Here is a 26,492-nt window from a genome sequence, read left to right as displayed (position 1 = left end):
AACCCTTGACTCATTCACACTTCTCTCATACCGCGGGAAGTGTGAATCGTTGGGTAAATCGTGACGCTGTCATTGCAGTTTCTAAGTAACTGTGATGCAACATTAAGATGGACTGCACAATTTTAGTTCCGATACCTAATGAACCTTGGTGAGACTCTGACGCAATGTGGTTGGAAAGCGTAAAGTGGGCACTGGCTCTGTCATCACTGAGATTGATTCGACAAACGACGGTCGCCCCTGACGGACTATGGCGTAACGCGTTTTCCAACAAGTTAAGCAGCATCCTTTCCAGCAGTCCTTTATCTCCAATGGTCTGTATTTGCTCTTCCATCTCTACACTCAGCGTCACTTCCTTGTTCTGAAATTGACCTTGCATCGTTTCAGCACACTCTGTCACCAACTCAGCTAAATCTACGGGAAGATATTCGTAGCTCGGTAGCGTGGCTTCTTTTTTAGCCTCTTCGAGTAATGCATGCAGTTGTCTGGAAAGTTTTTCTCCATTTCGAAAAGCCACATCAATAAGAGGGTCCGATTCAGGATGTTGTAATCGCCACGTTTCTAAATACCCCAATACACTTGAAAGTGGTGTCTTTAAATCGTGACTTAATTGCACAAGACTTTGACGACGCTGAGAAGATTGATATTCAAGGTGTAAGAATTGCTGCTGGATGTGCTTTGCCATCAATTGGTAAGAATGAGCCACGGGTATTAACTCTGGAACCTGACGAGTAAACTCTGGATGCAGTCGAAAATCATGTTCCGCCTGCTGTTGCAATTGATCGGTCACTCGCTCGATAGGATTAAGAAGACTGCGCTTCACCAACATATAGGCACCGAAAGCGAAGCCTAATATGGAGAGTAACACCAGCCCAGCGAGTGCGAGGTAAGGCGTATCAACTTGCGCGTTAGCAATCGCTGTGTGACGTGAGCTGCCGATCACAACATAAAGATAACCTACCGTTGAGCCAAGCTCTTCAATCGCTGCGACGGAAAACACTTTATGTTGCTCACTATTTCGCGGATCGTCGCCTAAAATCGGAAAAGTATCACCGCGTAAAAACTGTTTGATCGGAGCAAGATCCACCGACTTCAACAGCTTTGTCCCATCCGGAGCGGCATGTGTGGTGATATTCCCCTGACTATCAAGAAAATAGATTTCGAAGTCGGGCCCAATCAACATTAAAATATGGAAGATCGATTTTAGCGCTTTTGGGTTGTAATCTGTCCCTATCATCAACGGATTATCATCGCGCATATGACTGGCGAGTTCTTTGTGTAAACTCTGCTGAGTGCGAAGTTCGATGGTCTCTTTCTGCCAGTTATAAGTCAGCGCAATGGCAGCGGCAGCCAAACAAAACCATACCGTGGTAAACACGACCAAACGCGATTTGAAGCTCATCCTTTCGCCTCCTAACTGGCTCATTGGTGCGACTGAAATTTGTAACCCACACCCCAAACTGTCTGGATAAAATGATGCTCAGAATCCGAGAGCATCAACTTAGAGCGCAAGCGATTAATGGTGCTACAAACCGTGTGATGATATCCGGCGTGATTGGTATTCCAAACATGATCGAGCAGTTCATCTTTGCTATAGACCCTGCCGGGGCGAGTCGCGAGAAACTGTAACAACGAGAATTCCATCGCCGTCAGCGAAACATCTTTATTGTTGAGCGAAACCTGATGCAACGCCGGAACAATCTTTAACGCGCCAAAATTCAAAGCGTCTTCGGTCTCTGTCTCTCTGGCCTTGTTATCTGTCGTTTGGTTTGCTCGGCGTAATACATTCCTCACTCGCGCTTGAAACTCCAGCACACTAAAGGGTTTCGTTATGTAGTCGTCAACATCTGCCTCTAAGCCATCGACTTTGTCCATTTCACTGTCTCTCGCAGTCAGCACCAGAACTGGCGTCCAATCTTGTTGCTGACGCAAGTAATGGCAAAGTTCTAAACCATCACCATCTGGTAGCCCCCTGTCGAGGATCACCAGTTCAAAAGTCTGTCGCTGATACTCAGCTTTACCCTTTTCGATGCTAACGACTCGCGTGACATGATGCCCTTGAAACTTAAGGTGCATTTGAACCAGCTCGGCTAAATCATTATCGTCTTCTATCAGCAAAATGTTCGCTGCTAAATTGATTGCTGGGTTAATAGATTGCTGCGCCATGATCCTTTCCCTGCGAATGACTTTCCCAATCTTGAGATAATCTCATTCTGCACATGACCGGATCAAAGCACGCTTTCTTTCAATAAAAGGCTCCGGCGGCAGAAAGAAAGAGAATTAAGCTTAGCCGCCGGAAGCTCTGTTTACTCGATTCGAGTGATCGTCACCTTCGCGCCAGGGTTTAGAAATCGGTGATTCGCAGCCAGGGTAGAATTCGTCAGCCCATCATCGTGGCTAATAACGCCAGCATGGAAAGCGACCATGTCAGCGTTGTCATTGCGCTCTGCATTGAAACCTTCTCCGCCACCAGCTGGGCCTGGAATCGTCGCAGCGAGTTCATCATTGAGCTCGGTTCCGGAATCCCACACGTTCATGTTCATTTCATAGCTGTCACCAACCGCGAGCGATTTAAGTGACAAGCCGGTCTCGCCAACAAAGGCATCGTTAGTGTTTACCAACATAGATGCCAACGACAAAAAACCATAGCGATGTGGGTTAAGGGTAATCGTCACTTCGTCAGAAGCCCCCGGAAGTAACAATCCATTCCCCGATACCCCCTGATAAACATTGCTGTCGCTGTTCATCATCTCAAGCAACTCGGCATTACTGCCACCTTCAGCTAAGTGCTCTAAGGCGACCGAAGCACTTTGACCAATTTCAAATAAGCGGAAGTCACTATTATGAGTAAGTACCGCCAGTGGAGACATAGGCTGATTTGCAGTTAGGTTCACCACATTTACCGTATATCGGAATGACGTTACCTCGTCGTTGTCATCATTATTACAACCTGCGAGTAGAGCGACTGACGCAGCCACTAGTAAGATTCTGTATTTCATACGTCCCCCTTACTTCACTACGATGGTGATGGTAGCTACGGGGTTTAACCAACGGTGACTGCTACTGTCTAGGTCGCTCATACCACCGAGCGAATCACTGTCACCCAAATTCCCCGGATGTACATGAACTTTGTCATTTGAGACCACAGTTTCAACACCCGTCCCGCCACTTCCGAAAGTAATAAAAGGCGGATTGGGTATGCTTGCCACTAACTCGTCATTGGCTTCGGTGCCTGCGTCGTAGCTGTTCAATGCTGCTTTATAAGTACCTGCTGCCGTAGGAATTTCCCAGCTATCTAAACCAACAAATCCATCATTGGTCGGCAACAGCATTGCGCTGAGAGAAAGATAACCATGATCGCCGCTGTCGAAGGTAAACGTGGTTGCAGTACCCGGATTAAGGAAGCCGCCTGCCGGATTTTCTAATACAGTGCCTCCTGCGTTACCAATCACGCTGGATAAACCGGAAATGTCGCCTTGTTCAGCCATCGCTTCTAACTCCGACGTCGCGGCTTCACCCACTCTGAACATATGCAAATTAGCGCCATGTGCGGCCACAATGAGCGGAGTAAAATAGATGCCTTTGGTAGCGTTGGTTACGGTAATTTCTAATTCTGCTGCGCTCACCGATGCTCCGCCAAACGTCAGAGCGACAGAAGCTATAGCGAGACTAAGTTGTGTACGTTTTTTCATTGTGAGTCCATCCTTTAATGAGAGTGGTATCCAAGCCCGTTAACTCATCGTCTTACGGCTGCCTGGGTAAAGTTACGATCGAACGCCTTCCGTTCTGCTTCTAAGCATGGCGAGTAGATCTATCGGCAACTTCATCAAATTCTCATAAAATTCTCACAACTTCTGGTTCACTTCATAACACGTAGAAATGGCCCTTTTCTAATCGGTTGAGCGCACTCTGATTACTGAACAAAACAAGCGATACATGCTTTCTGACGAAAATATCGTGAAAGCGAGACTGATACACTTGAACTCAGCCATGTCGTGCCAGAGAATACCGTCATTACGCGCTACAGAACCAAAACCTATGGTTAATACTAAACTTATCGCCCTCCTTCCTGATCTTGCCTCGTTTATCTTGGTAGTAAATGAAGGGAGTTTTACTGCCGCAGCGAAAAAACTCGGGGTTACACCTTCAGCGTTGAGCAAACTGATCACGAGATTGGAGCATGCGCTTTCGGTGAAATTATTCGAACGCACCACTCGTAAGCTGCTCATCACTCAAGCTGGTCAAAAGGTATATGACCAAAGCATTGCGATGGTTAACGCTGCGCAGCAAGCTGTCGAACTCTCAGCAGAAGATCATACTGAGCCAAAAGGTGCACTTACCGTTGCGGCACCAGAGGCGTTTTTAAACTCGGTACTTCAGCCTTTTGTTTTACCCTTCTTACAGCGCTACCCAAAGATTCAGTTAAAGCTGCGCGCTGCAGATGGAGAAATCGATTTGTTTCGTCAAGGCATCGACGTCGCTTTCAAATTGACTGACAAGCCCGACGAGAATTTGGTATTAAAAGAGATAAGTAAAACCAACCTGGTGTTGTGTGCGTCACCGGACTACCTCGCTAAGCAGGGCACGCCAGACCACCCAACTCAGCTTGAACAGCATGACTGTATTTATCTGGCAGAAAACGATAAAGACAACATTTGGTCATTTTTTAAAGAAGAAGCCTTTCACTCTGTTGCCGTAAATGGTCGCTACGCGGTAAACCACTCACAAATGCGCTTAAATGGCGTTAAAGCAGGGCTAGGTATTGGAATCTTTCACGACTTTGTCGTCAAAGAAGCGCTAGAAACAGGGGAAGTCGTTGAAGTGCTTGCAGATTGGATGATCAAGAGCAACTACCATGGTGCAATAGCCATGCAGTATCCCCAAACGAAGTACATGCCCGCGCGCTTGCGTGTGTTTATCGATTTCGTCAATGAACACTTGATCTCAAAGGAACCTAATCATGTTTAATGCGATTCATCACGTCGCCATCATTTGTAGTGATTACCCAACGTCAAAGCATTTTTATACGGAAATATTAGGCCTGTCCGTTATTGCAGAAAATTACCGCGCAGCGCGTGACTCTTATAAGCTCGACCTTGCGCTTCCTGATGGTAGCCAGATTGAATTATTCAGTTTTCCAGATGTACCTGAGCGTCCAAGCTTCCAAGAAGCCCAGGGCTTACGACACCTGGCGTTTCAAGTTGATGATATTGAGGAAGTAAAAGCCTACCTTGAATCGAAGAACATCGCAGTAGAGCCTATTCGAATTGATGAATTCACTGGTAAAGCGTTCACTTTCTTTCAGGATCCGGATCGGCTGCCTTTGGAGTTATATCAAAAGTAAACCGTGAAGATGGAAAACGTGGGGGTATTTAAAGTGCTCGGCTGAAAAAAAAGGGTTCAGAAAACGTTAAGTGTTTGATTAGGCTATGGCTGGCGGCGCCCTTGGAACTGGTGTTTCAAATCGCACACTTAGAGCCAAAAAAGTGTAGCTGTCAGAAATAACCGAGCTCAGTCGTAAAAGTAAAGGTGTAGTTGGAAGTGAGTCGTGATGAAAGGGTGAAAAGTAACTGAATGGGCAGGGTTTCCCCTTATGTGTTACCGCATTGTCTCCCTCTTCAACCTGTACCAGTTCAAAGCCATTAAGCGTACAAAGCGTTGCCCACACGCCCATGCTGTTACCATGAGCATTAATAACAGGCATTAGTGTTACCAGCGCCCAACTCAGGGCACTAACAAACAGCATGGAGCGATAAAAAGGAATTAATCTACGCATAACGGTGACTTAACAAATTTCATACAGCGTAACCAATTCTAAGTACAAGCTCAATAAAGGATTTCGGGCGTAGTTCTATTTTCCATCAGAAACAAAAGACCCGCAGAGTTGCGGGTCTTGAAATCGTTGGGGATTGTTCATATCCATCCCAAATCAGCCAAACAGCTTGCTCCAGATGCTTGGGTTACGTTTGTCGTGGTATTCTTCACGAAGACTATCGATTTCGCGCAGTTGCGCTTTCGCTTTGGTAAGATTACCCGCATCTAAGTCCGCTTCGATGCTGTCTAGTGTCACTGACAACTTGTTGAAGCCTTCAAGAAACGTATCAAACTTTTCTGGTGGGTAGTTACCACGCTTAGATTGCTCCACGATAGCTTGTAAGCTATCAATGGCCGTTTTCATGGTTTCAACATCCGACGCTTCGGCCGCTTGTTTGAAATCCATCTTCATTTGTTTCATGTTCTGTTTTAGATCGACAGCTTCTGCCATTGCGTAGCTTGAGCCCAACGCAATCGCACACCCTAAAACTAAAGGACGTAACATCTTCACTTCTCCATTTTTAGTGCCGAATTCTTTGTCGGCTTTGTTTATCACGATCACCCTTCATTGAGGATAATTCGGATAGTTGAGCTTCGCAGTGTAAAGGAAACGCGCTTAGGGTGCATTCCCAAAATGTAATCAAGTTTATGCGTTAAGCATTTCGTCATATTCTGCAATTGGCTCTCGTCCACGAAGCGCCAGAAACGACAAAAACTGCTTAGCCGAGTGAGTAATGACGTTCTCACTATTAATACCGACTCTGTCCATCAGTTCACCCACCAGATCGAGATTACCGACATCATGGCAAAAATGAGCATCACTGCCAGTGGTAAAGAAAACGCCCACTTCTTTACCTATTTGAGCGATGTCATGACAACGTTCAACACTACCCACTCGGCTATTGCCTTTCAGGGTTGTATTGTTGATCTCAATGGCAACGTTATGTTGTTGCGCACATTTTAAAACCGTCTCGAAATCAAAGTCATAATTAGGGTTACCCAGATGCCCGAGTGCATCAACACGACCACTTTGGATCACATTAAGTAGTGCTTCGGTATGGGTTTCTTTATTGGATGGAACAAAGACTGGCTCATGAAAACTGGCAATGACCCAATCAAGGTTCCGGTCAACGCTCAAAGGGATATCAATATCGCCCTCGATATTAAGAATGTTGGCTTCAACGCCACGAATGATAGCAACACCGTTGAGGTAACGAGGCAGAATCTTTTGGTTGGAGAAAAACCAATAATGAGGTGCACCCGGCATTGACTCTGCGTGATCGGTGGTGCAGAACATTTCGAGCCCGTTCTCTTTTGCCGACTGAGCGTTTTCAATCAACGTACTGTAAGCGTGACCGCTGGCATACGTATGTGTGTGGGTATCAACCTTAAATTCCATCATTTACTCTCTTTGGTTTGCAGGTTTCAGCTATTGTATACCCAAACGTTGTCAGGATGCAGGACATAAAACCTCAACTTCCCCTATCCACACTTGCCAGCATGCCTCTTTTCCTGACTAAGCCCCTTCATCGAGTATGAATAATGAGACTGGTAAGAAGCAATGTTGTACTTGTTGGAGTCTTGACTAAAGTAAATGTAATAACAAATCTAACAATAAGGATAAGGTTATGAGGTTACATCATGCTTTGCTCGGGACTTTCCTCATTTTGCCTATAACGACTTTAGCGGATACAGATACCAATCTATCACCACAAGATATATCTGTTGCTATCATTGGTGGTGAGCCTACCACTTTGAATCAATTACCATTTTTTGCTCGCTTGATACTACACAAAACTGGGTCTAGTGAATTCGCTAACCTTTGCGGTGGTTCTATCGTGAATGATCGCTACATTTTAACCGCCGCACACTGTGTGGAGTCAGAGGTATTCACAAACGGATGGAACACTGACGATTTACGTGTGTTAGTGAAAAACCCGACCATGGATGACGTTTATACCTCCGAATTTAAAGATGTTCGTAGAATTACGATTCACCCAGGCTATGCGCCCTACAACTTATGGATTAATGATCTGGCAGTGCTAGAACTTGCCCGACCAATCACTGATAACGTGCAATCCATTACTTTGCCACAAGATTTCGGAGATTACAGTGACGCCTCGGCTTATCAAATATTTGGCTTGGGGCAGACCTCAACCACTGACACTTCAGTGCCAAATTATTTGCGCTGGGCAGAAGTCGACCCACTGACTGACACAGAGTGTGCTGCGTTAGTGACAGGCTTCAACTCCGAAGAAAGTTTATGTGCAAATGGCTTTGAGGGCAGAGATTATACGGGTATATGCCGTGGCGATTCCGGAGGCCCGCTCACTTACGTAGACAGCAACGGCATGTATCAACAGATTGGTATTGTCAGTTATGGTTCATCCATTTGTGAATCTGCCGCCATACCGAGTGTGTTTACCGAAGTTCTGAACTACACCACTTGGATTGAACTGCAAACCAGTGCTGGCGTAAAAACCAGTTATGACGCTGAGTTAGCCGCAACGGAAGATTACCATAGTGAAGGTGACTCTCGGATCTTTGAAGACAGCAGTGATGATGGAGGCAGTGGTGACAGTGGTGGTAGTGGTGGCGCTGTCGGGACTGGCTTGTTGATGATAGCGGGATGGCTGGGTTGGATACGCAGACGCCAATCTAACAACAAATGTGAGTTGAGTTAGAAACAGCTCAGGCTATAGCGTCTCACCCGCTGTGTCTTACGATAAGAAAACAGCCTCCAAGACACGCAATACGTCATTGGACGGCTGTTTTTCTTCTAGCGACGAATGTAAATCGCGGTTGTACCGGCGGCTTTGCCTTCAGGAATACGAAAGCCCACTTTTAACATGGTATTGTGCAGTACTTTGTTAAATAACTCGAACTCCACCGTTTCTTTGACTTGGTTGAGGTGCTGCGTTTTTAACTCCGGGAATCGCATTAGTGCTTCTTTTCGTATATTTTTCAATTCTTCAGTATTAATGCTTTGTTTACTCAGCAGTTTATTACCGATGAAGCTTTCATAAGCACGCGCGCATTTCATCAATCGCAAAACAAATTCATTCATTGTAGTCTTTCTTTTTCGTTATAGCCTGACGTTAAGAACACATGTTTATATTGATTGTGTTCCAGCCTTCGGAAAAGATAGCAAGAAGTATCACAAGATAGGTGTAGGAAAAATCCTAACAGAGCGAAAGAAATTACGGACTATTCCTTTCTATTCAAATATTTAACAAAAGCCCTACAATTTGTAAAATTAAATTATTTAGTGATGATTTTATCATTAGTCAAATGATCATCAGCTAGCTCCCCAGGCAGCAAAAGACAACCGGTATAACTAATCACTTAATCAACTAATTGAATAAATCACTTTGCCGCTACACTCATTCTATGCACCCAATTTAAGGATTGAAGATGTTTACTTTTTTGCTGACCGTTGTTGTGATGCTCGCCTTTGCCGCCAATTCACTGTTATGTCGTGCAGCGTTGGTAGATGGACTGAGCGATGCGGGAAGCTTCACGATAATCCGGTTGATCTCCGGGGCGACGACGCTGGTGTTTTTTCTCCTTATCACCGGAACTTGGCACTCTGAAAAACCAACAAGTCGCTTTAAAGTTCTCGCCGGTGTGACATTGTTTGGCTATGCGGTACTGATTTCTTACGCGTATTTGAATATGGATGCAGGAACAGGCGCCCTACTCTTATTTGGGGCAGTACAGTTGACGCTTCTGACTTTACATTGGTGGCAAGGCGAACGATTTAAAACTTTAGAAGTGATTGGTATCGCCGTCTCCATTCTGGGTTTCGCTTGGTTGATGCTTCCATCAGCGACTCGTCCTGATATTTGGTCGACACTTCTTATCGTGATATCTGGCGTTTGCTGGGCGCTCTTTACTGCACTTGGTAAGCATGCTCCTTCACCAAGTAGCGGAATCGCATGGGGTTTTATTGCAGCCTCGGTAATCAGTTTACTGGTCTCCCCTTTTCTTCTCTCTTCGGTCAATCTCACCATTGAAGGCATCTCACTCGCGATCACCTCCGGTGTGCTTGCATCAGGGATTGGTTATTTACTGTGGTATCACGTAATCCAGCAACTGACTCTACTGCAAGCTGCGGTAAGCCAGCTTTCGGTACCCGTAATTGCCCTAGTACTTGGGTCTATTCTGCTTGGTGAATCCCTTTCAATTCATTCCGTCCTCACTAGCACAATCATTTTAGGTGGCATCGCGCTGGTTTTTTTATCTCGCTCCCAAAATGCAAATAAAGAATAGTAAAAACTCTACAACTTAATAAAAAATAAAACTTTTCCTCTCAAAATCCCATTCATCATCTATGCTTTTTAAAGGTGTGGCACAGATGACACCAAACAAATGCCCCCTATTTAGTATCAGGCGATTTATAGATTTAAAGAAATCTTGGCTAGGAAAAACCAGTAAATCTGTTTCATAAATAAGACCACGTAAAAGTAGTGGTTTTGAGCATTTACCCAATGCCCCTAGTAATGACAAGGGATACAGGTAAATTGATCGCTTTATATGCATTTAGTTTTGACACAAGATTTACAATCTGCTCCTTTTTGCTCGCTATATTCCGCCAACCAAAATATAGTTGGAAGTGCAACCCTAAACCAACTTTTTATTAACAAATTCATCAACTTGAAACGATAAGCCTGAGCAAACTTTGACTATGAACGACAAAATTAAATTTGCTATAAAAGTATCGCTTAGCCTCACCCTGGCTTATCTGATCCCCTTTGCTATGGGGTGGCCGCAGGCGTCTACCGCAGCGACAACGGTGATGCTGATTGCCACAACAGGCAGTCGTCGAGAGTCTCTCGCAAAAGGCACATTGCGCGTTCTCGGTACCCTAGTCGGGGCAGTTGTCGGCTTGTTGCTGGTTGGACTATTCGCACAAGATCGCCTGCTGTATATGCTGAGCGTGTCGCTCGTCGTTTCATTCATCTTTTATTTTCGTAACGCTTACCAAAAAGACCCTACGCTGCTGATGCTTACCGGGGTGATGACGTTAATGATGTCCAATGGTGGTGATGCGGACGGCGCTTTTCTTTACGGTGTTGATCGCGCCTACATGACTGTTTTTGGCGTGGTGATCTATACATTGGTCGGTACTTTTCTATTTCCAGTCAAAACCGAACAAAATCTGCGTCAGCTTATTGAGCAGTTGAATCAAACTCAGCAAGCGTTATTCGCCACGATTGTGCATAGTTTTGAGCAAAGTCATGAATCACACCCTGACTCTGTCGATGGTTCAGAATCACCAGAGGAATCAGAACACAGAGCATCACAACTCAATATCGACAAGCTCACCGAAGAAATGTTTGCTGCGCAAAATAGTCTGGAGCAACGATTTGCAACTGTGAGTGTTGAGTGCAGTGACGTCTCCGCGTATTTAAAAGAGTGGCGCTTGGCGGTTCACCTGAGCAAACAAATTACTCAGCAATTATCGGTTGCCGTGCATAGCCATTTTAGCCTTGAAGAAGATCGTCAGTGCATCACTAACTTTGATGAAACGATCGCGGAAATAGAACAGTTATTCCATACCTGTCAGCAGGTTTGGGAAGACAATGAACACGTTTACCGCACTAAAGAATTTAAGGTTGAATACAATCAAGAATTGCTAGATTCGGTACCACACCTGACTAAAGGCTCGGCAATCACTTTAGGGTTTCTGCTGGAATCCATGCATCAGAACCTCTCGCGCATGGCTGAAAGCATTAGCTGTATTGACTCGGTGACGAACAATGTCTCGTTCAACATTGAACTGCCAGAATCGAAAGGCAAGTTCTTGTGGTGGGATGCAGAAAACTTCAAAACAGCAGTCAAAACCTTCGTAACCTACTGGGTTGCAGGGCTCATCTGGATCTATTTTAACCCTCCGGGTGGCTACTCATTTGTGATTTTCTCGACCATGTTCATGTCTTTGTTGTCCTTTGTTCCTGTGCATCCAATTTTACTATTGGTGTTATTCACCTTTGGTTTCCTGTTTGCGGTGCCATCTTATTTATTCATTTTGCCGCAACTGGATCTCGGTCTGGAGCTAGGCCTGTTTATCTTTATCTACACATTTATTGGTTTTTACCTGTTCAACGGACCGATAACAATTTTCTACATGGTCGGCCTGTTTGTACTTGGGCTGGACAATAATATGTTCTACCACTTCGGGATCTTAATGACGATCATGACACTGTTTTACTTGGTCGTATTCATGATTATTTTTGCTCATTACTTTCCGTTCAGTTCAAGACCCGAGCACCTATTCTTAACCATAAAAGAACGCTATTTCCGGCATACACGAGCTTTGTTTGTCACCTATCAAAAACAGTCTGAATCCTTTTTCACGCCACTTAAGCGTGCTTTGCACATAGTCACATTGAACGTGTCTGCGAAAAAACTCAAAGTGTGGGGTTCCAAAATCAATCACAAACATTTTGACCAAACGACACCAGAGGCGATCGGTGCATTCAGCAAAGCTTGTGACGTGCTATGCAGCCACATAAACGTGCTCATGGTTGCAGAGAAAAAATTGTTGTCTAACCCTTTGATAAACAAGCTCCGTCAACAACATCGTGACTCCATCATTCCTTTGATGGCGGGTGCATTAGCCAGCCACCAGGTAACAGAAGAACTCGACTCCGTATTTAATCAATACAGTCAGGATTACCAATCCTTCGAAGATAAGCTGGAAGATTTTTTTAATGAATTGGATTTATCTGACTACGCTTATTCAGAGATAGCTGGTTTTTATATCTTGCTGAATTTAAAACGGAACGTGTTCGAAGCAATTAAACATTGCAAGCAAACCTATGAGGATATCGATTGGGTGAACTTACAACAGAAGCGGTTTTAAAGGTAGGGGTATGATGCTTCAAAAATTAACGAAACCAAGCCTCGCCATAATGACTCTGATTGGGCTCAGTGCGTGTACAACTGTGGGGCCAGACTATGTCCATCCCCAGAAATCTGCTTTACCAAGTGATTGGTCATTGCAAAACGCAGTACAGGATACCGAGCAATCTGAGCAAAAGGTACAGCAGTGGTGGCAACAATTTAATGACCCAACACTGAATCAACTGGTTGAGTTGGCGAGCCAGCAAAACCTTGATTTAGAAGCCGCTGGGTTGCGTATTGTCCAAGCCCGTGCCTTAGTTGGCGTTGCATCAGGCTTGCAGTATCCACAGGTACAAACCGTATCCGGTAATTTGGCACGTGCTTACGTCAACGATCAAGGGTTCAACAATGCTGCGCTATCATTTGATGCAGCTTGGGAGATGGATATTTGGGGTAAATATGCTCGCGGGATTGAATCGGTAGAAGCGGGTTACTATGCAACGATCGCGTCTTACCACGATATTATGGTAACCATCACGTCAGAAGTGGTGCGCAATTACATCAACTATCGAACCTACCAAGAACGTATTCTGCTCTCTAAACGAAACATCGAGATCCAAGAGCGCGTGGTCAATATTACTCAAGTCCAATTCGACTCAGGTAACGTGACCGAGCTCGACGTTCAACAAGCACAAAACCAGTTGTACACCACAAGAGCCGCCCAGCCCAGCCTTGAAATTGCGATGAAGCAGTCACGCTCCGCGATTGCGCTTCTGTTAGGCGTGTTGCCAGAAGAAGTCGACACCATTCTGGCATCAAATGGTCTATCCGAGCGTATCGCCGAATACGAAGCACAATTTAAATCAACAGGCAGAAAAACGGCGTTATCTGGCAATGACGAAAACTCGATTGTACCGCGTCCACCACTTTTAGAGACACAAATCGACGCCAACTTAGTCATGCGCCGACCAGACTTGCAAGTGTCTGAGATGCAAGCTCGCGCGCAAAGCGCCCAAATTGGTGTCGCGGAAGCGGCCTTATATCCAAGTTTTTCTCTGTTTGGTTCGATTGGTATCGACAGTACCGTACCAGATGGCAGTAGCTTTAGTTTCAGTGACTCACTCACGATGGTCGCAGGCCCTGCGTTTAGTTGGAACATTTTCCAATATGGCCGTGTGAAAAATAACATTCGCTACGAAGATGCCAGCTTTCAGGAAACCTTAACCAACTACAACAAAAAAGTACTGCAGGCCGTCAATGAAGTCACCAACGCGTTAGAAGCTTACGACCTGTATTTAGAACAAAAATCGCTACGTTTGCAGTCGGTAAACTCTTCTATTCGTGCCTTCAACATTTCGATGACGCAATACGAAAACGGCCAAATCTCCTTTGAGCGTCTACTGAACTCAGTAGAGAAAATGACGCGAGCAGAAGATAACTACGCCTCTATCAAAGGCAATGTTGCCAACCAGGTCGTCGCTCTTTACAAGTCCCTTGGTGGGGGTTGGCAAGCACAAACCGGTAAGCCGTTCTTATCTGACGAGATTGCGAAGCAGATGGTCGAACGCACCGACTGGGATGGGTATTTAGACCAAGAAAACCGAGTTCTACCGCCACTTCCTATTGAACGGGCTGGTGACAAACCGCCTAAAGGGGAGGAGCCATAATGCCTTATGAACTCTCTTGGGGTGATGTGTACTTTTCCCCGTTACTGCTAGTGCTGTTTCTTGCGGTCACCGCAACGTGGATAACCGTCATCCTGTTAAACAAGACTCGCTTATCTCGTTTTATCGCTTTTCCGTCGCTGACTTTCATCGCCATCATGGTCTGTTATGTGGTGGCGATAGACAGCTTTTATATTCAATTTTAGGTGCCAAACAAGATGAAAAAACTATTCGTAATTGCACTCAATCTTGTCATTCTTGGTGGCGCAGCTTGGCTCGGCTATCAAAAGTATGAAGAGTATTTCAATAATCCCTGGACGCGAGATGGTCAGGTACGTGCCAATGTCATCAAAGTTGCGCCTCGCGTATCCGGTCCGATTGTGAACGTTGCGATACAAGACAACCAAGAAGTCAAAACTGGCGATTTATTGTTTGAGATCGACCCAACCACCTACGAGGTTGCATTATCGCAAGCAGAAGTGGGACTGGAAAAATCCATCGTCAGCTCTCGCGGTAAGAAAATCGAGTACGACCGTTTAACGGATATCCGAGCGAAAGATCGCGGCGCAGTATCCCACAAAGATCTTATTCGCCGTGAGATTGCCTATGAAGAATCTCTACTACAAATCAAGGCGGCAGAAGAGCAGTTAAAGTCTGCGAAATTGAATCTTAGCTATACCAAGGTTTATGCGACCGTCGACGGTTTTGTTTCTAATCTGGATATCCGCAACGGTACTCAAGCGGTTGCCAACCAGCCTCTGCTTGCGCTTATCGACAAACACAGCTTTTGGGTATTTGGTTTCTTCCGTGAGAACCAGTTACAGCAAATCGAGCCTGGCAGCAAAGCACAAGTGACGCTGATGTCTCATCCAGAAACACCTATTGACGCAACCGTCGATTCTATCGGCTGGGGTATCGCGCCACGGGACGGTACCGTCGGTTATAACCTGCTGCCAAATGTTAACCCTGTCTTCCAGTGGATTCGTCTGGCACAGCGCATTCCTGTGCGTATTGCCATTAAAGAACTGCCAGAAGATATCGAGCTTCGATTTGGCCTTTCCGCTTCCATCATGGTGATGAAAGACTCATCAGAAAACAATGAATAGTTACTAAGTGAGAGAACAACTATGGTCATTGGAAAAAAACTCAAAAACATTAATGAAGAAAATAACTTCTTCTATCTCACACTGTCACTCATCGTTTTGTTGATTGGCGGAGCATCTGCTCAGGTGGTGGATGAAGGGGCAATCGAGCATATTTTACAGGCGTTTACGATAATCACGTTCATCGTGTGTTTTGCTAGTCTACGATTCGATAAAACCTGGTCTCGATTCCTTTACACCCTTTTCGCAGTCTGGGTGTTGGTCATCGTGATAAAAACGATTTTTCATATCAAAGAAATGAACGTCGTGATGCTCGCGTTAACCTTTGCGTTTTTCTTTGGCACCTTTAAATCTATTGCAAGACAAATCCTGTTTACTGGTCACGTCAACAGTAACAAAGTCATTGGGTCTGTTGCGTTATTCCTGTTGCTGGGTTTGATGTGGGCCATCGCCTACCTCATTTTACTGGAGTTTTCACCACAGGCTTTCACCGGTATGGAGGCGATATCCTGGGGGCAAAACTTCTCCAATGCGGCATATTTCAGTTTCGTCACCCTGACCACTCTTGGTTATGGCGATATCAGTCCTCTGACTCCGTTGGCTCAAGTCATCGTTTATTTAGAGGCCATTACAGGTGTGTTTTATATGGCTATTGTGGTTTCTAGCCTCGTCAGTTCCAACATTGATCATCAGGTAAATAAAAATGGATAAATCATCGGAAAGAAATGAAAGTAAGATTTTCATCAGTAATATGGTGGAATCGTCAATACGAATTGGCTTGATCTTCGTATTGTTTATGTTTACTTACGACATCATCAGGCCTTTCATCCTTCCCGTTATTTGGGGGGCGATCATTGCAGTGGCACTTTTACCCGTCACTAAAAGGCTTCAGCGAGCCTATGGTGGCAGGCGTGGTTTGGCAGCAACCACCATCGCTTTGCTTGGTATCGCGCTGTTAGTGACACCGCTTGTGATGGTTTCTGGTTCCATTTACGACGGTGCAACCCACGCACTGCAAGTACTCCAGAGCGGTGATGTCAAAATACCTGGGCCGAAGCCATCGGTTGCAGACTGGCCACTTGTCGGTGGTAAGCTCTACGACACCTGGACACTTTTCTCGACGAATTTAGAACAAGCAATTCAAACCTTTATGCCTCAGATTAAGTCAGCATTGACTTCCCTGCTTGGCATGATGGGTGGCGCTCTGGGTAGTGTATTGCTTTCTATTCTGTCTTTGGCGATTGCCGCTGGTTTTATGACTTACTCAGAATCATTGGCATCTGGCCTAACCACCATTGCCATTCGTACCGCAGGTGACAATGCAAAAAGCTGGGCGACGCTCATTGCAGCAACCATTAAAAGCGTTTTACTTGGCGTTGTCGGTGTCGCTGCGATTCAAGCGTTGCTGATTGGTGCGGGTTTCTTCGTATTTGGCGTGCCTGCCGCTGGCTTGCTTACTCTAATACTGATGATTTTGTGTATCGCTCAGTTACCGGCTCTTCTTGCAGTGCTACCTGTGATTGGCTACATGTACATGACTCAAGACAGCACGACTGCAACCTTGTTTACCGTATGGGCGGTCGTTGGTGCTCTTTCTGAAAACTTGCTCAAGCCAATGCTGATGGGTCGAGGCGTGGACACTCCGATGCCAATTATTCTGATTGGTGCTATCGGCGGTATGCTTGTCTACGGTATCGTAGGCCTCTTCCTTGGCGCGGTTATTCTTTCAATTTGGTATGAGCTATTCGTTTGGTGGCTAAGCATTGAGAAAGCCCAGCAGCAAGAGGAATTGGGCGACTTGCTGGAGGAAGCAAAAGACCAAAGTGAATCTGGCAACGGTGCAGGTATTTAAGCTCACCAAGCCTTAATCCGATACTCACAATCTTTCAAACCGTTGCATTGCAGCGGTTTGTTTTTATTGGTGTCACATTTTCATCTCAATAACGATGAAAAATGAAACTAATGTTAAATTTTCAAACTAATGACACTTGATTGTTGCAATCAAACGCATAACGATGCACTCTCGATGCTCACTAATAAATAGTGCTTAGGATAAAAACAATGAAATTGATCAAGCCTTTAACTTGCACGCTCGCTCTGGCAATGAGTAGCATGGCATTCGCTGACGTAACGGTTAGTGTTCCTGACGACGTTTCGGTACTCGCAGCAAACGGTGAAAAAGTGAAGCTGGATGGCGGCTTCTTTGCCTCAGAAAGAACACTAACGTTACCTGATGGCGTTAACCAGGTCGTATTCCGATTTACTCCGTTTTTCAACAAAGGCAATGACCGTGTCAGTGTTGAAAGCGACGTGATTGTCACCAGCTTTACGTCTTCAGATTCTAAACTGGCACTTCAACTTCCAGAATACCGTAACTTGAACGATGCAGAAGACAATATCAAAGACTTAGACTGGAAACTGGTAGATGCATCTGGCAACGCGATTGCCGTTAAGCAAGACAAGCTTATCAAAGAAGGTATGCAGATTGGCCGTGACTATGTTCGCGAAGTAGAAGATTACAATCGAACTGGTGGCGTGGCAGCAATTGCTGTTGCAGGAGCGATGGTTCAGCCAATGACGTTACCCGCTGAAATCCCTGAAGATATGAAGCAAGCACGTGGGGCAGTAAAAGCAGATTCAACCGCAGAAGAAATGCTGCACTTCTGGTACCAAAAAGCGGATGCTGAAACCAAAGCTCGCTTTAAAGCGTACATCAACCAACAATAAGTTGGGTCTTTCTGAGTTTATATAGCCACATCTAATGTGGCTTTTTTCGTACTATAATAACCTCAACAACTGCTGAGCTATAATATTTCCGATTTACCAGTAACGCTCGTAAATGATGTTACCACCAGTATTGACTCGAAACTTCTCTAAACCGCGTTCTTGCAATACTGGCAACGTGTCTTTAATCATTGCTGGATTGCCACACAACATCACAAAGCTACTGCAAGGTGAGAACTGCACATCCGCTCGATTAGACAGCTCTCCTGAGGCAATAAAGTCGGGAATGCGGCCTTGTAACTTACCTTCCACTGCTTCTCGGCTAACAATAGGCACGTACTTTAATCGGCCTTCATAGCGCTGCTCTAAGTGCTCAATTAAGTACTTATACACCAGGTCTTTCTCATAGCGAACACCATGAACCAAAACAATCTTTTCGTTATGAGGAAGCAGATTAATGTCATCTAACAATGACAAAAATGGCCCGATACCCGTACCAGTTGAAAGCAACCAAAGGTCATGTGCTTGTTTGGGAATCGAATCATGGATCAAATCTCCGTGTGCCGTTTCACCAACATAGATACTGTCACCAGTCTTTAACTTTTGCAGTTTTGGCGACAATTGTCCCTGAGGGTCCGCAACAATCAAAAACTCCAGCCAGTCAAACTGTTCGCTCGGAGCATTCACCACGGAATAGGCACGGCTGATTGGGTTGCCATTCTCGTCTAACAACGCGAGTTTGGTAAATTGACCAGCTTTAAAGGAAAGTGGAGCGCCAGATACTCTTAAGCTGAACAGCTCGCCTGTCCAGTCTATTCGCTTCTCAACTCTGGCGAGATTGAAATTTTTCAGTTCTGCCATGAGACATCTCCCTTTTAGCCACTCTCAAATAAACTTACGCTTACAACGTTACTATGTAAAGATTAAACTTTACATAAACAACCAGTTTATTTCACACTTCAGGAACAATTTTATTACATTCTAAATAATTACATCTAGAATAAATACTCAGATTAATAAGTGGCTTCACAATTTGTGGCAACGTTGATGAAAAAGGAACAAAGAAAATGGACACACTACTAAAAGACTTCCCCGTCGTGACTGAGATCAGAGTAGCTTGGGGAGAAATGGATGCCTTGCAACACGTCAACAACGTCGTCTACTTTCGTTACTTCGAAACCGCACGTCTGGACTATTTTGAAGCGATTAATTTGCTCGTCGACCTGCAAACCTCGCAAATTAGCCCTGTTCTGAGTGAGACTCAGTGTCGTTATAAATTGCCGGTGACTTACCCGGACACGCTTCTGATTGGCGCTCGAGTGATCGGCATGCAAGGCGATCGCATGACAATGGAATATCAGGTATTTAGCAAAAAGTGGGGAAAAGTGGTCACCGTCGCGACGGCAACGGGTGTGATGTTTGATTTTAAAAATAACACTAAGACTGAGATTCCAGACAGCGTCCGCAAGTCGATTCTGGAACTGGAAGCGACTGTGGGCAGCACTCACCACCTAGAATAATTGTCGAGTTTAAATTCCCGGCGGCACACAATCGTGCTTTCGGGAATAATTGCTTTTTCGGCAGCTTAACAGAAAGTTTCGATGTACAGCGCTTCAACTTTATCTCGTGCCCATTGCGTCTTACGAAGAAACTTTAACGACGACTTAATAGACGGGTCTTTTTTAAAACAGTTAACACGAACACGTTCATACATACCATTCCACCCAAAGTGCTCAACCAAACGGGTGACGATTTTTTCTAAACTCAACCCGTGCAGAGGGTTATTCGGTTGTTCGTTGCTCATGATTTCAATCCAACAATTTATAGGGCGATTTGGCGGGCTAATCTAACTGAAACAAACCTGATTCCCAACTGTTATTTACATCAGAATAAAAACAGCCCGACGGAAAGCGGGCTGTTAGTTGATTCATTGCTTAATGAATTAATCTCAAGTGGGGTTAATTAAAAAAACGATTTCACCCATAAAACAATGCTGTCCCAGATTTGACCAATCCACGAGGCAGGTTCAACCGCTTGGTTGCTGACCAGTGGATAGCTGGCGACGGTTTCATCGTTATTTTTCCACACGACTTTACCAACCACTTCCCCTTGCTCAATCGGTGCCATTAAAGGTTCTTTCATTTCGACACTCTTATCTAAGCCAGCTGTCATACTGCGAGGTAGGGTCAAATAGGCATCTTGCGGGAAGCTCGCTTCTATTTCACTCACCTTGCCTTTCCAGACCTTAACCTTTGATTCCACCTGTCCCTGTGTAGCCACCTTCTTAGTGTCATAAAAACGGAAACCATAGCTGAGCAAGTTTTTAGACTGACTGATGCGTGCTTGCGCGCTAGGCGTTCCCATCACGACAGATATCAAACGCATTTTACCTTCAGTCGCTGAACTGACGAGACTATATCCCGCATTGCTGGTGTAACCTGTTTTGCCACCATCCACTTTAATAGACTTATCCCACAACAACTTATTACGGTTGTATTGGGTAATATCGTTCCACTTAAACACCTTTTCGTTGTAGAGCGCATAAACATCAGGTACGTCATTGATGATCGATTTCATCAACGTCGCCATATCCAAAGGAGAAGTTTGGATGCCTTCGCTATCCAGCCCATGAGAGTTCACAAAGTAAGTGTCTTGAAGCCCGAGCTTTTCGGCCCAGCCATTCATCAAAGCCACAAATCCATGTTCACTGCCTGCCACATGTTCCGCCAGAGCGACACATGCGTCATTTCCCGATTGGATAATGACACCGCGCATCAAGTTCGCAACGCTGATTTCATCTTTCGGTTTGATGAACATTTTGGAGGAACCAGGGAATTTTTCTGACCACGCATTTTCGCTGACAGTCACTAAATCATCCCAATTTAATCGACCTGCTTTGATTTCCTGACCCACGACATATGCCGTCATGAGTTTGGTTAAACTGGCAGGGGCTAATCCGGCTCTCCCGTTCTGTTCTGCGATAATGGCTCCCGACTGAAAGTCCATTAACACGTACCCTTTCGCCTGTAACTCAGGTGGGCTTGGCGTGACCACCGCAAATGCGGGCACGCTAACTAAACAAGTCACGATAATCCATTGAGCCAGTGACACTTTCATTCAACATCCTCCACAATTCACACTCACTTTGTCGTCGCTCTAATGAGCATAGCTCATTCAACCAGTTGCACCAGTCGCTAATCGTTTCATTTTCTTGAACTTACGTTGATTTTACAAAAGAGATTAAACGCCTTAGATGTGACTTGCTCTACTTCGGATTCTTGGTTAAACCCTGATTTCGAAGTAAAGTAGCGAGCGTAAGGTCTACTAGATGCTGAACCCAACAAGGATATAAATAAAACAATGAATGCTCTATCATTTATCGACGCAGGATTGCACTACACTCCCCACACATTTAATGTCCCTTTGAATTACCAGGAAGAGAGCAAAGGCACTATTGAAGTATTCGCCCGTTCGGTATGTTTAGTGGGAGACGAAGACTCAACCAAACCATGGCTTGTGTACTTTCAAGGTGGTCCTGGCTTCCCTTCTCCACGTCAAAATGGCCATAACGGCTGGATAAAACGAGCACTTCAAGAGTACCGAGTATTACTGCTCGACCAGCGAGGCACCGGAAACAGTTCGGTGATCAACCACCAAACGCTGGCGCACCTGACGCCACTCCAGCAGGCAGAATACCTGAGCCATTTCCGAGCAGACAATATTGTTCGCGATGCTGAATTTATACGTCAACAATTTGGTGTAGAAAAGTGGGCGATACTAGGTCAAAGCTTCGGTGGTTTTTGCTCTCTGACGTATTTGTCGTTGTTCCCTGAAAGCCTGACCCGAAGCTACATTACTGGTGGCGTGCCGTCTGTTTCACGTCATCCCGACGATGTGTATAAAGCAACGTTTAAACGTACAATGGATAAGAATCAGGCGTTCTTCCAGCAATTTCCTAAAGCGCAGCAACTTTGCCAAACCATTGCCGATCACCTGTTAGAAAATGAAGAGTTTCTGCCAAACGGGCAACGCTTTACCGTTGAGCAATTCCAACAGATTGGGATTAATTTTGGGGTCAGCGATACCTTCTTGCCAACGTATTACTGGCTGGAAAGCGCACTCATAGAAGTAAACGGAAAAACGCAGCTTCGTTACGAGTTTTTAAGTGACATGCTGGCTCAGCAAAACTTCCAAACCAACCCTATTTACGCCATTTTGCACGAGTCTATATACTGCCAGGGCTTTGCTTCAAATTGGAGTGCACACCGAGTACGTCAGTCAAACCCGGCGTTTAACTATGAAAAAGGCCAACCTTTCTACTTTACCGGGGAAATGGTTTTCCCATGGATGTTTGACCAATACACCAACCTAAAGCCACTGAAAGAAGCTGCTGAAATGCTGGCAAGCAAAGAGGACTGGTCACCCCTTTATGACCAAAACCAACTGGCGTTGAACAAAGTTCCGGTGAGCTGTGCGGTTTACGCCGACGATATGTTTGTGGAAATGGACATCAGCCGAGAAACATTAGCTTCTATGCCGAACTCAAAAGCGTGGATCACCAACGAATATGAACACAATGGTCTGCGTGCTGACGGCGAACGCATTCTGGATACCTTAATTGCGATGGGTAACCAGACTGCGGCAACTTTGGTTTAATAAGACACCCGTTCTGCATACCGACGCCTTTTCACCATGAAAAGGCGTTTTGCTATCCAATACCGAGTATCACGCCAGTCGATTAATCTTTGATCCTTTTTATCATGGACTTAGTGATCACTCGATAGCCCATCTTGTGATAAAAATCTTCGCCTTCGTGGTTAAAAGAACCAACGGACAATCCGATTTCCTCTACGCCCAAGCTGCAAAGCGCACTTTCAATTCTATCCATCAACGACAAGCCTATTCCCAAGTTTCGATGGCTTTCCGCAACAACAAGTTCATTGATAAAGCCAACGTATTTCTCGGGTGAAATGATGGAGTTAACTTCACGCGTGGTTCCCGAAATAAACCCCACAATGTTTCGATTTGAACAAGCTACAAATGCAGTGATACTGCCATCGAAGTATTTTTCAAAGATATTACGGCTATCCCTAATCTCAGCCATTTCTTGTGGTGAGCGATAAAAGTCGGGCTCAGCTTGATAGTGAGAAGTATCGAGCTCAACTAAAAGAAGTTTGAGAAGCGGTATATCCTCTTCTCTGAGTCGCCTGATATGAAACTGCTGCATGTCTTACTAACCATTCCGTTGAATTGATTTTTGTTTTTTATCTTGCTGTACTGAGCTGAGTGCATTTACGAGTAACGAGGGCTCACCAATTAAACGTACAAATTTCACACAAACCTGTCGAGGTTAACCTCGTCAATTAACTTAGATTTTTGTTGATAATTTGAAGACCTACAAGGTTTGCGGGGAAGCAGCTATCCATTCTGCATCCTCATTTTGTCACTAACCAATCAACATGCATGTTTCCTGTCCGACGGGTTTACCTGTATACCTGACCGTTTTAGTCAGGTATACTCCGGGCCGTTATAATTTAATGGTCGTCGACCACTTGTTTTATTAAAGCCTGTTTTTTTAAAGGAAATCTCATGAGTCAGTATGTTGTCTGTGCGCTGTACAAGTTTGTGGAACTAGGTAACTATCAAGAGCTACGCGAACCATTGCTTGCACTGATGGAAAAGAACCAGATTCGTGGCACCCTTCTGCTGGCAAGTGAAGGTATCAACGGTACCGTTGCTGCGGACCGCGCGGGTATTGATACCCTGCTTGAATGGCTAAATGCAGAGCCACGTCTTGCGGGCACTGTTTATAAAGAGTCGCTTGCTGAAACACAGCCTTTTAACCGCACTAAAGTAAAACTCAAGAAAGAGATCGTAACTTTAGGTGTTGAAGGTATCGATCCTCGTCATGTGGTTGGCACTTATGTGAAACCAAAAGACTGGAACGATCTTATTGCGGATCCAGATGTGTTTGTTGTTGATACGCGTAATGATTACGAAATCGAAATCGGTACTTTTAAAGGTGCGGTAAACCCAAATACTGAAACTTTCCGTGAATTTCCAGACTACGTGAAAGAAAATATGGATCCGGCCAAGCATAAGAAAGTGGCAATGTTCTGTACTGGTGGTATCCGTTGTGAGAAATCAACAGCGTACATGAAAGAGCAAGGCTTTGACGAAGTTTATCACCTTGAAGGCGGCATCCTAAAATATCTGGAAGAAGTGCCACAAGAAGAGAGCATGTGGGAAGGTGATTGCTACGTATTCGATGGTCGTGTTGCTGTAAACCACCAGCTAGAGAAAGCGGACTACGACTTATGTAACGCTTGTCGTCTGCCAATCACAGAAGAAGACAAACAATCAGACCTTTACGAGCAAGGCGTAAGCTGCCCTAAATGTCACGGTACGCATTCAGAAGAGCAGATTGCTCGATTCCGCGAACGTGAAAAGCAGATTTCTTTAGCGGATCAACGTGGTGAACAGCACGTTGGCGGTGAAAGCGCGAAGCAACGTGAAGAGCGACGTGCGGCTAAGATTGCTCAAAAAGAAGCACAGCGTAAACAAGCCTAACGCTTATTGGCGAACCATATACCATGGTTCGCCGATTTACATATTTACGAGTGACGAAAGGTTAAGCGTCGCTGCGCTAAATACAGAAGTGACAATTCTCTCGATCTAAGTCATGAGCACCAGCAAGATTTTTCAGGTGCGCTCTGCCCTCTGCAAGCCCCATCTCATAACCTTCAAGCAACACAGACTGACGCATTGATAAACGCTGTACATGAAAATTATCAGGCGGAGCAATAACGCGGATACGCGCGTCTTCCGGCGGGTTACGAATAAACGCCAACGATTCGTTATAGTTCTCTGTTCGGTGCAACATTGCTTCGACCATTTTAGGATGCTCGGCAAACAGCTTCTTAGTGAGCCAGGTTGTTTTGGCTGGCTTCTTCGAGTAATTCAGCGGGTGGGATAACACCACAGTAATGTCTCTCGCGCCTCTTCGGTAAGCTTCGCGAACCGGAATTGAATCCGCCACGCCTCCGTCGGTGTAACAGCCACCAGAAAAGCAAGGAGTATGTTTGTATGCGATAGGCAAAGCAGTCGTCGCTTCTAGCGCGTGATGGAAGTTATCGCGATTGACTCGATAATAGTCTGCCTTACCTGTATCCACATTAGTTGTGGTCGCAAAAAATGGAATACCATCAAACAACTTCTTTTCATCGACTGGATATAAGCGGTTAGATTCTTCAAATAACCATTTAACGTCAATAAGGTCACCGCCCTTTATAAAGCGGGTTGGATCGAAGAAACGTTTACAGGTTGCAAGCTTGGTGATGATATTAATGCTGCGATGTGGGTAATCAGTTAAGTAACCAATCAAATTCGATGCACCTGCTGACACACCAATTGCAAAATCAAACGGCTTGTAATTTTGCTCCATGAATGCATCTAGCACGCCACTAGCGAAGACGCCTCGCATCGCACCACCTTCAACCACAATTGCTTTTTTTACCATATTTCCTCCCCAATACTGTGTTTAAAAATAGTATTGAAAGTAAGGCAATAGAAACAATTGGTTATTCTTATTATTTAGATAGGTGATTCCTATACTCAAGTCAGATTTCGCTACAAAGTACAACCTGTAACCATGCCTACACCTTACATAATCCTAGTAGGATTAAGAGAAAACGTTCTTATACGCTTCAGCAGCACCATCAATGAGCATTTGAGTGCCGATGACCGCCAATATCAGCCCCATCATTTTGGTCACAACATTGAGCGCACTAGGACCAACGGCTTTCACTAATCTATCGCCAAATAAAAACAAGATGTACGTGATAATACAGAGCACAGCAAAAGAAACGATGGTAATGATTGTTTGATCAAACCCACCAGCGGTCGCAAAGTTCATCGCCGTTGCGATAGTGCCAGGACCAGCCAATATTGGCATCGCGAGAGGGGAAACCGCGATACTTAACGCCGCTTGTTGCTGGGCAGGTGAGTAAGCCTTTTCCTTGGTTTTTTGATGGGTAGTATCACCTTGTAGCATGTTGTAACCAATCAAAAAGACCAGAATTCCGCCAGTAATACGCAGCGCATAAAGCGTAATCCCAAATAAATCGAAAATCAGTTTTCCCGCAATTGAAAACACCGCAACGATGATAAAAGCAATAAACACCGAACGCAGTGCTATGGAGCGAACCGTCTCTTTATCTTCATCCGCAGTTAAGCTCAAGAATATGGGAATATTCGCGATAGGGTTCATGATGGCGAAGAAACCCATAAATACCGTTACTGTGTGAACGATCAGTTCTTTCATCTTTTTACCGCATGTAAT

Annotated in this window: 28 protein-coding genes; 14 read left to right on the top strand and 14 right to left on the bottom strand. The window is 45.0% G+C overall.

What is annotated here, in order from left to right:
- Positions 1–25: 25 nt before the first annotated feature.
- The 4 genes from DBX26_RS21975 to DBX26_RS21960 form a co-directional block, all read right to left on the bottom strand.
- On the bottom strand, positions 26–1,399 hold the full coding sequence (locus DBX26_RS21975; RefSeq protein WP_118120892.1) for a HAMP domain-containing sensor histidine kinase: 1,374 nt from the start codon (positions 1,397–1,399) through the stop codon (positions 26–28).
- 20 nt (positions 1,400–1,419) lie between these two features.
- Positions 1,420–2,163, bottom strand: a complete 744-nt coding sequence (locus DBX26_RS21970) for a response regulator transcription factor (RefSeq protein ID WP_162889756.1) — start codon at positions 2,161–2,163, stop codon at positions 1,420–1,422.
- Positions 2,164–2,303: 140 nt separating this feature from the next.
- A complete protein-coding gene (locus DBX26_RS21965) occupies positions 2,304–2,996 on the bottom strand; it encodes a spondin domain-containing protein (RefSeq protein ID WP_118120890.1) in 693 nt (230 codons plus the stop codon).
- 9 nt (positions 2,997–3,005) lie between these two features.
- On the bottom strand, positions 3,006–3,689 hold the full coding sequence (locus tag DBX26_RS21960) for a spondin domain-containing protein (protein WP_118120889.1): 684 nt from the start codon (positions 3,687–3,689) through the stop codon (positions 3,006–3,008).
- 346 nt (positions 3,690–4,035) lie between these two features.
- On the opposite strand from DBX26_RS21960, the gene DBX26_RS21955 reads away from it, so the two are divergent.
- Together DBX26_RS21955 and DBX26_RS21950 are read left to right on the top strand one after the other, a co-directional pair.
- A complete protein-coding gene (locus tag DBX26_RS21955; RefSeq protein WP_014234956.1) occupies positions 4,036–4,965 on the top strand; it encodes a LysR family transcriptional regulator in 930 nt (309 codons plus the stop codon).
- A complete protein-coding gene (locus DBX26_RS21950; protein WP_118120888.1) occupies positions 4,958–5,341 on the top strand; it encodes a VOC family protein in 384 nt (127 codons plus the stop codon). The genes DBX26_RS21955 and DBX26_RS21950 overlap by 8 nt, the downstream gene beginning before the upstream one ends.
- 78 nt (positions 5,342–5,419) lie before the next feature.
- Here DBX26_RS21950 and DBX26_RS21945 read toward each other — a convergent pair whose 3' ends face one another.
- The 3 genes from DBX26_RS21945 to DBX26_RS21935 form a co-directional block, all read right to left on the bottom strand.
- Positions 5,420–5,773, bottom strand: coding sequence for a hypothetical protein (locus DBX26_RS21945; RefSeq protein ID WP_118120887.1), 354 nt, complete (start codon positions 5,771–5,773; stop codon positions 5,420–5,422).
- Between the two features lie 153 nt (positions 5,774–5,926).
- Positions 5,927–6,316 (bottom strand): cytochrome b562, encoded by a 390-nt coding sequence (locus tag DBX26_RS21940; RefSeq protein WP_118121250.1) that lies wholly within the window; start codon positions 6,314–6,316, stop codon positions 5,927–5,929.
- A gap of 141 nt (positions 6,317–6,457) precedes the next feature.
- Positions 6,458–7,210, bottom strand: a complete 753-nt coding sequence (locus DBX26_RS21935) for a phosphatase (protein ID WP_162889781.1) — start codon at positions 7,208–7,210, stop codon at positions 6,458–6,460.
- A 229-nt stretch (positions 7,211–7,439) separates the two neighbouring features.
- On the opposite strand from DBX26_RS21935, the gene DBX26_RS21930 reads away from it, so the two are divergent.
- A complete protein-coding gene (locus DBX26_RS21930) occupies positions 7,440–8,495 on the top strand; it encodes a trypsin-like serine protease (protein WP_118120885.1) in 1,056 nt (351 codons plus the stop codon).
- Positions 8,496–8,590: 95 nt separating this feature from the next.
- On the opposite strand, the gene DBX26_RS21925 is transcribed toward DBX26_RS21930, so the two are convergent.
- Positions 8,591–8,878 carry a hypothetical protein gene (locus DBX26_RS21925; protein ID WP_014234961.1) on the bottom strand — a complete coding sequence of 96 codons (288 nt, stop codon included), beginning with the start codon at positions 8,876–8,878 and terminating at the stop codon, positions 8,591–8,593.
- 347 nt (positions 8,879–9,225) lie between these two features.
- Between DBX26_RS21925 and DBX26_RS21920 the strand changes: the two genes are divergently transcribed.
- From DBX26_RS21920 to DBX26_RS21880, 8 genes are all read left to right on the top strand, one after another.
- Positions 9,226–10,083, top strand: a complete 858-nt coding sequence (locus DBX26_RS21920) for a DMT family transporter (protein ID WP_014234962.1) — start codon at positions 9,226–9,228, stop codon at positions 10,081–10,083.
- Positions 10,084–10,498: 415 nt separating this feature from the next.
- Positions 10,499–12,679, top strand: a complete 2,181-nt coding sequence (locus tag DBX26_RS21910; protein ID WP_118120883.1) for an FUSC family protein — start codon at positions 10,499–10,501, stop codon at positions 12,677–12,679.
- Positions 12,680–12,689: 10 nt separating this feature from the next.
- Positions 12,690–14,327: a TolC family protein gene (locus DBX26_RS21905; RefSeq protein ID WP_118120882.1), complete on the top strand. Its 1,638-nt coding sequence runs from the start codon at positions 12,690–12,692 to the stop codon at positions 14,325–14,327.
- The gene (locus DBX26_RS21900; protein ID WP_014234965.1) at positions 14,327–14,530 is read left to right on the top strand and encodes a DUF1656 domain-containing protein; all 204 of its coding nucleotides are present in this window, start codon (positions 14,327–14,329) and stop codon (positions 14,528–14,530) included. The genes DBX26_RS21905 and DBX26_RS21900 overlap by 1 nt, the downstream gene beginning before the upstream one ends.
- Before the next feature lie 12 nt (positions 14,531–14,542).
- Complete coding sequence (locus DBX26_RS21895) at positions 14,543–15,430, top strand: HlyD family secretion protein (protein WP_014234966.1); 888 nt, start codon at positions 14,543–14,545, stop codon at positions 15,428–15,430.
- Between the two features lie 21 nt (positions 15,431–15,451).
- Positions 15,452–16,138 carry a potassium channel family protein gene (locus tag DBX26_RS21890; RefSeq protein ID WP_014234967.1) on the top strand — a complete coding sequence of 229 codons (687 nt, stop codon included), beginning with the start codon at positions 15,452–15,454 and terminating at the stop codon, positions 16,136–16,138.
- On the top strand, positions 16,131–17,279 hold the full coding sequence (locus DBX26_RS21885; protein WP_014234968.1) for an AI-2E family transporter: 1,149 nt from the start codon (positions 16,131–16,133) through the stop codon (positions 17,277–17,279). The genes DBX26_RS21890 and DBX26_RS21885 overlap by 8 nt, the downstream gene beginning before the upstream one ends.
- 209 nt (positions 17,280–17,488) lie before the next feature.
- Complete coding sequence (locus DBX26_RS21880) at positions 17,489–18,154, top strand: DUF2057 domain-containing protein (RefSeq protein WP_118120881.1); 666 nt, start codon at positions 17,489–17,491, stop codon at positions 18,152–18,154.
- A 93-nt stretch (positions 18,155–18,247) separates the two neighbouring features.
- Here DBX26_RS21880 and DBX26_RS21875 read toward each other — a convergent pair whose 3' ends face one another.
- A complete protein-coding gene (locus DBX26_RS21875; protein ID WP_014234970.1) occupies positions 18,248–19,012 on the bottom strand; it encodes a ferredoxin--NADP reductase in 765 nt (254 codons plus the stop codon).
- 206 nt (positions 19,013–19,218) lie between these two features.
- Between DBX26_RS21875 and DBX26_RS21870 the strand changes: the two genes are divergently transcribed.
- The gene (locus tag DBX26_RS21870; RefSeq protein ID WP_118120880.1) at positions 19,219–19,671 is read left to right on the top strand and encodes a thioesterase family protein; all 453 of its coding nucleotides are present in this window, start codon (positions 19,219–19,221) and stop codon (positions 19,669–19,671) included.
- 65 nt (positions 19,672–19,736) lie between these two features.
- Here DBX26_RS21870 and DBX26_RS21865 read toward each other — a convergent pair whose 3' ends face one another.
- Positions 19,737–19,955, bottom strand: coding sequence for a VF530 family DNA-binding protein (locus DBX26_RS21865; protein WP_014234972.1), 219 nt, complete (start codon positions 19,953–19,955; stop codon positions 19,737–19,739).
- Between the two features lie 158 nt (positions 19,956–20,113).
- Positions 20,114–21,268: a D-alanyl-D-alanine carboxypeptidase family protein gene (locus tag DBX26_RS21860; protein WP_014234973.1), complete on the bottom strand. Its 1,155-nt coding sequence runs from the start codon at positions 21,266–21,268 to the stop codon at positions 20,114–20,116.
- Positions 21,269–21,511: 243 nt separating this feature from the next.
- Between DBX26_RS21860 and DBX26_RS21855 the strand changes: the two genes are divergently transcribed.
- Positions 21,512–22,807: an alpha/beta fold hydrolase gene (locus DBX26_RS21855; protein ID WP_118120879.1), complete on the top strand. Its 1,296-nt coding sequence runs from the start codon at positions 21,512–21,514 to the stop codon at positions 22,805–22,807.
- 82 nt (positions 22,808–22,889) lie between these two features.
- Here the strand turns inward: DBX26_RS21855 and DBX26_RS21850 are convergent, their stop codons facing one another.
- A complete protein-coding gene (locus tag DBX26_RS21850; protein ID WP_065300522.1) occupies positions 22,890–23,378 on the bottom strand; it encodes a GNAT family N-acetyltransferase in 489 nt (162 codons plus the stop codon).
- 362 nt (positions 23,379–23,740) lie between these two features.
- Here DBX26_RS21850 and DBX26_RS21845 point away from each other — a divergent pair, with 362 nt between their 5' ends.
- Positions 23,741–24,721, top strand: coding sequence for a rhodanese-related sulfurtransferase (locus tag DBX26_RS21845; RefSeq protein WP_118120878.1), 981 nt, complete (start codon positions 23,741–23,743; stop codon positions 24,719–24,721).
- 76 nt (positions 24,722–24,797) lie between these two features.
- Here DBX26_RS21845 and DBX26_RS21840 read toward each other — a convergent pair whose 3' ends face one another.
- On the bottom strand, positions 24,798–25,670 hold the full coding sequence (locus tag DBX26_RS21840; protein ID WP_118120877.1) for a patatin family protein: 873 nt from the start codon (positions 25,668–25,670) through the stop codon (positions 24,798–24,800).
- Positions 25,671–25,832: 162 nt separating this feature from the next.
- Entirely contained in the window at positions 25,833–26,474 is a 642-nt protein-coding gene (locus DBX26_RS21835) for a MarC family protein (protein WP_014234978.1), read from the bottom strand.
- Positions 26,475–26,492 lie beyond the last annotated feature (18 nt).

Origin of the sequence: Vibrio sp. dhg, from assembly GCF_003443775.1 — a bacterium.
Lineage (GTDB): Bacteria > Pseudomonadota > Gammaproteobacteria > Enterobacterales > Vibrionaceae > Vibrio > Vibrio natriegens.
The sequence above is the reverse complement of the archived record's forward strand: the minus strand, read 5'-3'. Positions and strand labels throughout refer to the sequence as shown.